Below are 8,975 nucleotides of genomic sequence, written 5' to 3'. Positions count from 1 at the left end.
TTTCTTTTGGGTACTTTTCTTTGGCGAAGCAAAGAAAAGTGCCTCGCCCGCCGGGGCGAGACCCGGCCAGCAACCCTCAGCAGAGATAACGGAGAGGCAGGACCGCTCACCCGGTCCAAGGCTCCCCCCGATACCAAGCATACCGAGCCAACCTCAACATAGGCTTGTCGCCTGAAGTATCCCCATAGGCATACAAAGTCACCCCCTCCAGCCCGGCGGCGCCAAACCGTCCAGCCGCCCAGTCTCGCAGCCTGACAACCTTCTGCTCACCATGGCAGTTGGGCGTCCGCATGCGCCCCGTGAGGCGGCGGGCCTCGGCCTCGCCCGTGACTTCCATTTCGGTGCAGAGCAGCGCGTCAAAGCCGAGCTGCCGCGCCACCTGCTTCAGGTAGATGTCGGGCGAGGCGCTCACCATCACGCAGCAGTGGCCGGCCTCGCGGTGCCGGGCCAGGTGCGCCATCGCATCCTCGCGCAGCTGGCCGGGGAAATCTTTTGCCAGCCACTGCGCGGCCCAGCCATCGATCTCGGCAAGGCTGCGGCCGGCCAGCGTGGCCTGCATCAGCTTGCCTTTGGCGATGTTGTTGGGCACGATGCGCAGCGCATAAGCGACCAGCCAGGGTGAGCAGCGCAGCAGGGCCCAAACAAAGCGCGGCCAGCCCAGGCCGCGCGCGAGGAAGACCGTGAAGGTGTCGCGCCGGGTCAGCGTGCCGTCGAAATCAAAGGCGGCGACAACCGGGCCGGCGTCCTGGGCGCTTAGCTCGGGCATCGCACCTGGCCGCAATAGCGTTCGCAGAATGGGCAGCCCGTCATGGGCAGCCATTTGGGAATATTGAAGTAGCGCTTGAACACCGTGCCCAGCACCCCTTCGCGGTAAGCCTGGTAGTTAAAGCCCGTGCCTTCGAGGGCGTAAAAAGGCACGCCGCTCTGCTCGAAGCTGAGCACACGCACCGAGGCGAAATAAGGCTCAAACTCCTCCAGGCGCGGCTTGTCGGCGAGGATGATGCGAATCGTCTTGCCCTGGTAGAGCGAAAAATCGACCAGCATGTCGTCCTGGCGCGCATGGAACTTGCCGACGCCGAAGACCGGCATGTACTGGCGGCGCTCAAAACCAAAAATCGAGGCCGGCGTGTAGGCCTCGCCCATCAGCACCACACCGGGCACCGTGACCTGCTTGAGCATCTCGGCGGTTTTGTAGCTGCGGACAATTTGCGGGTAGAGTTTTGTCGTGCGCCAGGTGTCCAGCGTGGTCATGTAAAGGCCCGCCACCACCAGCACATGCAGGCCGGCGAATACGGCCAGCCCTTTGGCACAGGCCTTGAGTTTGTCGGCCGGCAAGGCGAACGCCAGGAAAGCAAAACCAAAGGGATAAAAAGACAGCACCCAGTGCAGGCCTATCACTTTCTTGGCCGACAGCAGCGCGAAGAACAGCAGCGGCACCACCACCAGGCAGGCCAGCAGGCGCTGCGAGCGCGCCGCGGCCAGCAGCGCCTGACGGTAGCGTACCGCCATCCACAGCGCGGCCGGCGTGACCAGGTAGGCCATCATGCCGATATAGGTCAGCGGCTTGCGCCACTCAAAATGGGCATCTTCATTGCGGTTGTACACATTGAACATGATGTTGGACCAGCCGTGCGACATGTTGTAGGCGATGTTGATCGCCGGCCCGGGTAAGGCGCACAGCACCAGCAGGGCCAGACCGGCCAGGCGCTCGCGGCGGTACAGCACGAAGTACACGAGGTAGCTGAATCCCAGCACCACCGAAAAATACTTGGACAAAAAGGCGCAGCCCAGGAAGAGGCCCGACAGCGCATACAAACCCCAGGCGGCGCGGTCCAGTTGCGCGCGGCGCTCGGCGCGCATCAGCGCGGCGACCGACAACACCGACCAGAAGATCAGCGGCGTGTCGGTGGTGATCAGGGTGTTGAGCCAGTTCAGCGGCGCCAGCCAGAAAAACAGCACGGCCCAGGCGGCGCGCACCCGGTCCGCGCCTTTCAGCGCCCACCACAGCGCCGCGCCCAGCGCCAGCGGCAGCAGCACGATGGGCAGGCGTATGGACCAGAGGCTGTCGCCCAGCGTGGCGCGCATCAGCGCGATCAACCAGCCCACCATGGGCGGGTGGTCCGAATAACCCCAGTCGGGGTACACGCCCCACCAGTAGAAAAAGGCCTCGTCGCCGGTGACCGGGAAGCTCACGGAAATCCACAAGCGCAGCAGCAGCGAGAGCAGGCCGGCGGCCAGCAGCCAGCGGCTCAGCGTGACGGGAAAAGCGGCGGCGGCGGCGGAATCGTGGTTCTGGGACATGAAGGCTCAAAAAGGGGAGCGGCGCCGGCGGCAACGCGGCCGCGGACAAGGCTGGAGCAGGCTAGCGCAAGCTGATTTCCTTGCGGATGGCCGCACTATAAAGCAAGGCCAGCACGCCTATGGCCACGGCCAGCCACAGCGTCAGCAGCCGCGCCAGCACGGTGACGGCCAGCGCTGCCGCGGGCGCGGCGCCATGCGCCACCAGCAGGCCCGTCAGCACGGCCTCGGTGCCGCCCAGGCCGGCGGGCAGCGCGGACAGGGCGCCGGCCACCATGGCGACAGCGTAAAAGCCCGTGGCGGTCAGCACATCCAGCCCAACACCCATGCCGCGGCAGACCAGCCAGACGGCGACGCCCTGCGCCGCCCAGGCCGCCAGCGTCAGCCCCAGCCAGAGCCAGGGACGCAGCGCCAGGCAATGCCAGGCCTCCCGCAGCCAGGGCAGGCTTGCAAAAAGCCGGTCACGGTGTTTGAAGAGCAGGCCCAGCACGGCCAGCAGCAGCAGCGCCGCGATCGCCAGCAGCACGCCCAGCAATGTGGACAAGGCCTGAACAGCGGGATGCTGTAACACCCAGCCGGCGGCAGGCAGGCACAGCAGCAGCAGGCACAGCAGGTCGGCCAGCCGTTCAGCCCCAAAGATGGCGAGGCTTTGCCCGGCGCCCAGCGGCTCGCGCGCCAGCATCAAGCCCCTTGCCGCCTCACCGACGTTGCCGGGCGTGGGGGTGAAGGCATAACCCGCCAGATACAGGCGCAGCCCCTGCGCCCATCCGAAATGCCGCCCGTAGTGCGCCATCCAGAGCCGCCAGCGCAGGCCGCGCAGCAGGTAATTGAGCAGGCACAGGCCCGCGGCCTGCGCGCCCGTCCAGGACCAGAGTAGGGCCAGCGAGGTTTTGGGGCTGTCGCCCCAGACCAGCAGCGCGGCCGCGTAGGCCGTGGCCACCACGCCCAGAACCAGCAGCAGGCGCTTGAAGGGAAGGCCCGCCGCAACCGGCGCGGATGAGGCGGGCGCGGGCTTCACAGCCAGCGGCTCAGGAAAATGGCCAGCCACAGCGCGCCGGCCCCCAGTATCCAGGGGTCGCGCAGCATGTCGCGCGCCACGTCTTCGCCGTGGCCGCGGTGCACCTGGTAGGTATAGCGCAGCATGCCGAAAATCACCACCGGCACGGTGTAGAGCAGGCGCTCGCCGTGCTGCAGTTGCGCCTCGGGGCTGGTGGCGAACAGGCTGTAGGTGGTCAGCGTGGCGGTCATGGTCACGGCCATGAAGGTGTCCAGCAGGGCCGAGGGGTAGTGGGCCATCACCGCGCGCTGGCTGGCTTCTTCATGGAAGCTTTCGGCCTTGCGCTTGGCAAAGCCGAGGAACAGGGCCACAAAAATGCCGGTCAGCAGCAGCCAGCGCGAGGGCGGGATGCCGACGGCCACGGTACCGGCCAGAAGGCGCAGCATGAAACCCGAGGCGATGATGGAGACGTCAACCACCGGCACCTGCTTGAGCCGCCATGAATACGCCAGGTTGAACAGCACATAGGCCGCCAGCAAAGCCAGCAGCGTGCGGTTGCCCGCCGCCAGCAACAGGCCGGCCACCAGCAGCAGGCCGGCCAGCACCAGCGCCACGGGCACCGCCACCGCGCCGCTGGCCAGGGGCCGGTGGCGTTTGGTGGGGTGCAGGGCGTCGCTGGCGCGGTCATGCCAGTCGTTGATGATGTAGACCATGCTGGAGAGGCAGCAAAAAGCGGCAAAGGCATGGAAGACGCGCCAGTCCAGCGCCATGTCCAGCCAGTTCTGGCTGAACACCAGGCCGGCGAACACAAAAACGTTTTTCAGCCACTGGTGCGGCCGCATGAGGCGGGCCAGGGCCAGCGGGAAAGAAAAGGAAGAGGGCATCGGGAAGAGGGGTAAACACCCCAGGGACAGCGAGCTTGAAGCATAACTGAGCGCCGCCGATTCCCGAATACGGCCAAAATGGGGCCATGGCTCTCGCACCCTCCCCTACCCTCGCCCCTTCCTCCTCCGTCGCCCTGCCCGCTGTCTCGCCCCGCGCCCTCGAATTGATCCAGGCCCTGGTGCGCATGAACACCGTCAGCGACAACAGCAACCTGGAATTGATCCATTTCGTGCGCGACGAGCTCGCCCGGCTGGGCGTGGCCAGCCGCATCACCACCAACGCCGGCAAGACCAAGGCCAATCTGTTCGCCACGCTGGGCGAAGGCAAGCCGGCCGGCATCATCCTGTCGGGCCATACCGATACCGTGCCCTGGGACGGCCAGGACTGGACGCTGGACCCGCTGTCGGCCGCCATCGAGGGCGGCCGGCTCTACGGCCGCGGCAGCTGCGACATGAAAGGCTTTATCGGCATGGCCCTGGCCCACGCCGGGGACTTCCTGAACAGCCAGGCGCCTTTTGCGCTGCACCTGGCGCTGAGCTATGACGAGGAAGTGGGCTGCCTGGGCGTGAGGGAGCTGATCGCCGACATGAAGGATGCCGGCATCGCGCCGCTGGCCTGCATCGTCGGTGAGCCGACCAACATGGTGCCGGCCACCGCGCACAAGGGCGTGTACCGCTACAAATGCTGCGTGCGCGGCAAGGAGGCGCACTCCTCGCTCACGCCGCAGTCGGTCAATGCCATCGAGATGGCGGCGCGCGTGGTCGGCAAGCTGCGCGACATGGCCGAGGGCTTTGAGGCCAGCGAACCGCGCTACGAGGGCTTCGACGTGCCCTTCAGCACCGCCAGCGTCGGGCAGTTCCACGGCGGCATTGCCGACAATGTGGTGCCGCGCGACGCCGAGTTCCGCTATGAATTCCGCAACCTGCCCACGGCCGACGCGCATGCGATGCAAAAAGAAATTCTGGCCTATGCGCAGCGCGCGCAGCCGGCGATGCAGAAAGTCGCGCCCGATGCCGGCTTCAGCTTTGAGACGATTTGCGAGGTGCCGGCCTTCCTGGGCTCGGCCGGCGACGACGTGACCCGGCTCGCGCAGCGCCTGGCCGGCACGCGGGAAACCACGCTGGTGGCCTTCGGCACCGAGGCGGGCCTCTTCAAGGGCGCGGGCATTCCCACCGTGGTCTGCGGGCCCGGCAGCATCACCCAGGCGCACCAGCCCGACGAATTTGTGAGCCTGGAGCAGCTGGCGCGCTGCCAGGCCTTTATGCAGGGGCTGGTCGCCACGCGGCAGATCGCCTGACCACCGCCCAAAGAAAAAACGCCTGACTCAGTCAGGCGTTTCGCTTGGGGATCAGGTTATCAAGTCCTCACGCGGCCGTCACCGGTCAACATGGACAGCTCCACAAAGCTGGAGGCCACGTGGTCCGTTGGCGAGAAGGTCACGGAGAAACCGCCCAGCGACTGGCTGCCCATGCCCTCCAGGCCGGCGATCAGCGACTCGCGGCTGACCTTGGCGGCCCCGCCGCGCTTGAGCCCGTCGACAAAGACCTTGGCGGCCACATAACCCTCCATGCTGGAGAAATTGGCCTGGGCGTTGCCCGCCGCCTTGGCCGCATCGACAAACTCGCGCGCGATGAGACGGGCCGTGTTGTAGGGCGAGGGCATGACCTGCGAGACCACCACGCCCGCGCCGTCCTTGCCGAGCTCGTCGGCCAGCGCCTGCGTGCCGACAAAGGACACGTTGTAGAAGGTGCCGCCGTAGCCGGCCTTGCGGGCCTCGCGGATAAAGGCCGCGCAGGCCTTGTAGGCGCCAATCTGCACCACCGCGTCGGGCCCGGCCGCGACCAGGGTCTTGACCGCGCCGGCCACGTTCACCGTGTTGCGCTCCACCGTCGCCAGCGCCACAGGCTTGAGGTTTTGCGCCGCCAGGGCCAGCGTCACGCCGTCCAGGCCGGCCTTGCCGTAGGCATCGTTCTGGTAGAACACGGCGATTTTTTTCAGGCCCAGGCCGGTCAGCTGTTTGACGATGAGCCCGGTTTCGTCGTTGTACGAGGCACGCACGTGGAAGGCGTACTTGTTGAAGGGGTCGCGCAGCGCCATGGCGCCGGTGAAGGGGGCGAAAAACGGCACCTTGTCCTTGGTCGCCAGCGGCAGCGCGGCGATGCTGGTGGGTGTGCCGATGTAGCCGAACAGCGCGAACACGTCGTCGGCGATCAGCTTGCGGGTGTTTTCGGCGCAGCGGTCGGGCTCGTAGCCGTCATCCAGGTTGCGGATTTCGATCAGGCGCTTGCCGATGCCGCCCTGGGCGTTGACTTGGTCGAAATAGACCTTGGCCCCCTGGTGGAACTGTATGCCCAGTTGCGCGGCCGGGCCGGTGAAGGCGGCTGACTGGCCGAGGATGATCTTGTCGGCCTGGGCATGGGCGACGTTAAAACCGGCCAGCGTGGAGGCGCCGGCAAGGACGGAAAATTTTCTGCGAGTGAGGTTCATTCCTTCATTCTCGCAAGACAACTGACAACCTGGTTAAACCCCCTTCGTAACAGGAGGGCAGGCCGTGAGATAGGTCACTACTTTGGATTGACATGGAAGGCTGGTCGTCAGCAAATTGCCAGCTTTCCAAGGGAATAGCCCTATTTCCAGGCCTATTCCCTGACCCGTCCCAGCGCGTCAATCAGGCTGAGCTCAACCAGCTTGGAGCCCACGCGGTCGCCGTCGAAGTGGACACGAAAGCCGCCCAGGTTCAGGTCCTGCAGGCTGTCCAGCGCCTTGCGCAGCTTGGCCCGGGTCGGGTCCTTGCCGGCCTTGCGCAGGGCTTCGGTGTAAGTCCAGGCGGCGATGTAGCCTTCCAGCATGTAGACGTTGGATTTGCCGAGCTTGGCCGCCAGCGCATCGGCCTGCATTTCGCGCACCAGCACGCTTTTGGCGTTGTCCGACTTGGGCGTCACGCGCACCACCACCACGCCGGCGCCGGCCGGGCCCAGCTGTTCGGCCAGCAGGCTTTCGCCGGTGCTCGAAAAACCATAAATAGGCCCGCGAAAGCCCTTGGCGCGCAGGTCGCGTATGGCATTGGCCGCGCCCGAGGCGTCGCTGATCACCAGCACCGATTCCGGTTTTTTGGCCAGAACCTGGTCCACGCTGGTGGCGACGCTGCCGCCGGACAGAGCCGATTTGGCCACCAGGTTGGCACCCAGGCCGCCCATGGTGCGCTCGGCCGAATCCAGCGCGGCGAGCGACTCGAGGTCCTTGCCGTGCAGGATGGCCAGCTTGCGCATGCCCAGGGTCTCGGCGTGGCGCGTGATCATCGCGGCCTCTTCGGAATAGCCGGGCCGCACCGAATAGACGTTCGGATAGAGCGAGCCGCGCAGCTCGTCGGCGCCGGCCATGGGCGCGAACAGCAGGATGTCGGTGTCCTTGAGCAGCGGGTTGACGGCGGTGACCTGCGGCGAGCCGTAGTACCCAAATAAAGAGAACACCTTCTGGTCCAGCAGTTTTTTGGTGTTGGCCACCGTGGTGTCGGGGTTGCCCATGTCGTCCAGTGTGGTGAGCTCTATCTTGCGGCCGTTGACGCCGCCGCCCGCGTTGACCCGTTCAAAGTAAAGCCGCGCGCCCTGCGCGAAGGGCAGGGCCAGCGTGGCGCCGGGCCCGGTCATGGCCAGGGACTGGCCCAGGGTGACGGCGGTCTTGCTGACGCCGTCCTCGGCATTGACCCCTGTCGCGAGCAGGCCGGCCAGGGCCGCTACCATGGTGATTCTGGCGGCGGCGCGGAATGCCCGCATTCCGTTTATTGTTGTTGTCATGCTGTGTCTCCCGGGATGCGACGATCAAGCCACTATAGAGTTGAACCATGAGCAATACCATCAGCATCTCCCCTAGGGCCGAGGCCAACCCTGACAGCCGGCTGAAGCCGGGCGCCGCGCAGGTGCTGGGCGCCTGCCCGCACGACTGCCCCGACACCTGTTCGCTGCTGACCACGGTAGAGAATGGCATCGCCACCCGCGTGCAGGGCAACCCCGAGCACCCCCATACCGGCGGGGTGCTGTGCAACAAGGTCTCTCGCTATACCGAGCGCAGCTACCACCCCGAGCGCCTGCTGGGCCCGCTCAAGCGCAGCGGCCCCAAAGGCAGCGGGCAGTTCGAGCCGGTGAGCTGGGAGGCTGCGCTGGCCGACATCGCTTCGCGCCTCAAAGCCATCGCGGCGCGCGATCCCGAGGCCATCGTTCCCTATAGCTATGCCGGCACCATGGGCCAGGTGCAGGGCGAAAGCATGGCCGGGCGCTTTTTCAACCGGCTGGGCGCGTCTTTCCTGGACCGCACCATCTGCTCCTCGGCCGGCGGCGAGGCCCTGGTGCAGACCCTGGGCGGCAAGGTCGGCATGCGCGTGGAGTTTTTCGCCGAATCCAAGCTCATCATCATCTGGGGCAGCAACTCCATAGGCAGCAACCTGCATTTCTGGCGTTATGCGCAGCAGGCCAAACGCGACGGCGCCAAACTCATCTGCATAGACCCGCGACGCAGCGAAACCGCCGAGAAATGCCATGAGCACATCGCGCTGCTGCCCGGCACCGACGCCGCGCTGGCCCTCGCGCTGATGCACGAACTGATCGTCCACGACTGGCTGGACCGCGACTACATCGCGCGCCACACCCTGGGCTGGGAAAGCCCGGACGGCGGGCTGCGCGAACGCGCGCTGCAGTGGAGCCCCGAGCGCGCCGCCGACGTCTGCGGCGTGCCGGCCGGGCAGATACGCTCGCTGGCCCGTGATTACGGCGAATGCATGGTGAAGCGGCAGCCGGCCGCC

Annotated in this window: 8 protein-coding genes; 2 read left to right on the top strand and 6 right to left on the bottom strand. The window is 66.3% G+C overall.

What is annotated here, in order from left to right; all coding sequences use genetic code 11:
* Positions 1-106: 106 nt before the first annotated feature.
* The 4 genes from PMI15_RS16315 to PMI15_RS16300 form a co-directional block, all read right to left on the bottom strand.
* Entirely contained in the window at positions 107-766 is a 660-nt protein-coding gene (locus PMI15_RS16315) for an HAD-IB family hydrolase (protein ID WP_007871398.1), read from the bottom strand.
* Entirely contained in the window at positions 754-2,301 is a 1,548-nt protein-coding gene (locus PMI15_RS16310) for a glycosyltransferase family 39 protein (protein WP_007871395.1), read from the bottom strand. The genes PMI15_RS16315 and PMI15_RS16310 overlap by 13 nt, the downstream gene beginning before the upstream one ends.
* A gap of 61 nt (positions 2,302-2,362) precedes the next feature.
* Positions 2,363-3,316, bottom strand: coding sequence for a lysylphosphatidylglycerol synthase transmembrane domain-containing protein (locus tag PMI15_RS16305; RefSeq protein WP_007871393.1), 954 nt, complete (start codon positions 3,314-3,316; stop codon positions 2,363-2,365).
* Entirely contained in the window at positions 3,313-4,179 is an 867-nt protein-coding gene (locus tag PMI15_RS16300; RefSeq protein WP_007871391.1) for a decaprenyl-phosphate phosphoribosyltransferase, read from the bottom strand. Before PMI15_RS16300 ends, PMI15_RS16305 begins: the two co-directional genes overlap by 4 nt.
* An 86-nt stretch (positions 4,180-4,265) precedes the next feature.
* Here PMI15_RS16300 and argE point away from each other — a divergent pair, with 86 nt between their 5' ends.
* Positions 4,266-5,477 carry an acetylornithine deacetylase gene (gene argE, locus PMI15_RS16295; protein ID WP_007871389.1) on the top strand — a complete coding sequence of 404 codons (1,212 nt, stop codon included), beginning with the start codon at positions 4,266-4,268 and terminating at the stop codon, positions 5,475-5,477.
* Between the two features lie 59 nt (positions 5,478-5,536).
* On the opposite strand, the gene PMI15_RS16290 is transcribed toward argE, so the two are convergent.
* Both PMI15_RS16290 and PMI15_RS16285 read right to left on the bottom strand, forming a co-directional pair.
* Positions 5,537-6,667, bottom strand: a complete 1,131-nt coding sequence (locus PMI15_RS16290; RefSeq protein ID WP_007871386.1) for an ABC transporter substrate-binding protein — start codon at positions 6,665-6,667, stop codon at positions 5,537-5,539.
* A gap of 152 nt (positions 6,668-6,819) precedes the next feature.
* On the bottom strand, positions 6,820-7,974 hold the full coding sequence (locus PMI15_RS16285) for an ABC transporter substrate-binding protein (RefSeq protein WP_007871385.1): 1,155 nt from the start codon (positions 7,972-7,974) through the stop codon (positions 6,820-6,822).
* A gap of 47 nt (positions 7,975-8,021) precedes the next feature.
* Between PMI15_RS16285 and PMI15_RS16280 the strand changes: the two genes are divergently transcribed.
* Positions 8,022-8,975: molybdopterin-dependent oxidoreductase (locus PMI15_RS16280; protein ID WP_007871382.1), on the top strand; the 954-nt coding region annotated here is incomplete at its 3' end.

Source organism: Polaromonas sp. CF318, from assembly GCF_000282655.1.
Lineage (GTDB): Bacteria > Pseudomonadota > Gammaproteobacteria > Burkholderiales > Burkholderiaceae_C > Polaromonas.
The sequence above is the reverse complement of the archived record's forward strand: the minus strand, read 5'-3'. Positions and strand labels throughout refer to the sequence as shown.

Bases quoted from the DNA above. Each gene is read 5' to 3' on its own strand.
- PMI15_RS16315 (WP_007871398.1), bottom strand. From the start codon at position 766: ATGCCCGAGCTAAGCGCCCAGGACGCCGGCCCGGTTGTCGCCGCCTTT.
- PMI15_RS16310 (WP_007871395.1), bottom strand. From the start codon at position 2,301: ATGTCCCAGAACCACGATTCCGCCGCCGCCGCCGCTTTTCCCGTCACG.
- PMI15_RS16300 (WP_007871391.1), bottom strand. From the start codon at position 4,179: ATGCCCTCTTCCTTTTCTTTCCCGCTGGCCCTGGCCCGCCTCATGCGG.
- argE (WP_007871389.1), top strand. From the start codon at position 4,266: ATGGCTCTCGCACCCTCCCCTACCCTCGCCCCTTCCTCCTCCGTCGCC.
- PMI15_RS16290 (WP_007871386.1), bottom strand. From the start codon at position 6,667: ATGAACCTCACTCGCAGAAAATTTTCCGTCCTTGCCGGCGCCTCCACG.
- PMI15_RS16285 (WP_007871385.1), bottom strand. From the start codon at position 7,974: ATGACAACAACAATAAACGGAATGCGGGCATTCCGCGCCGCCGCCAGA.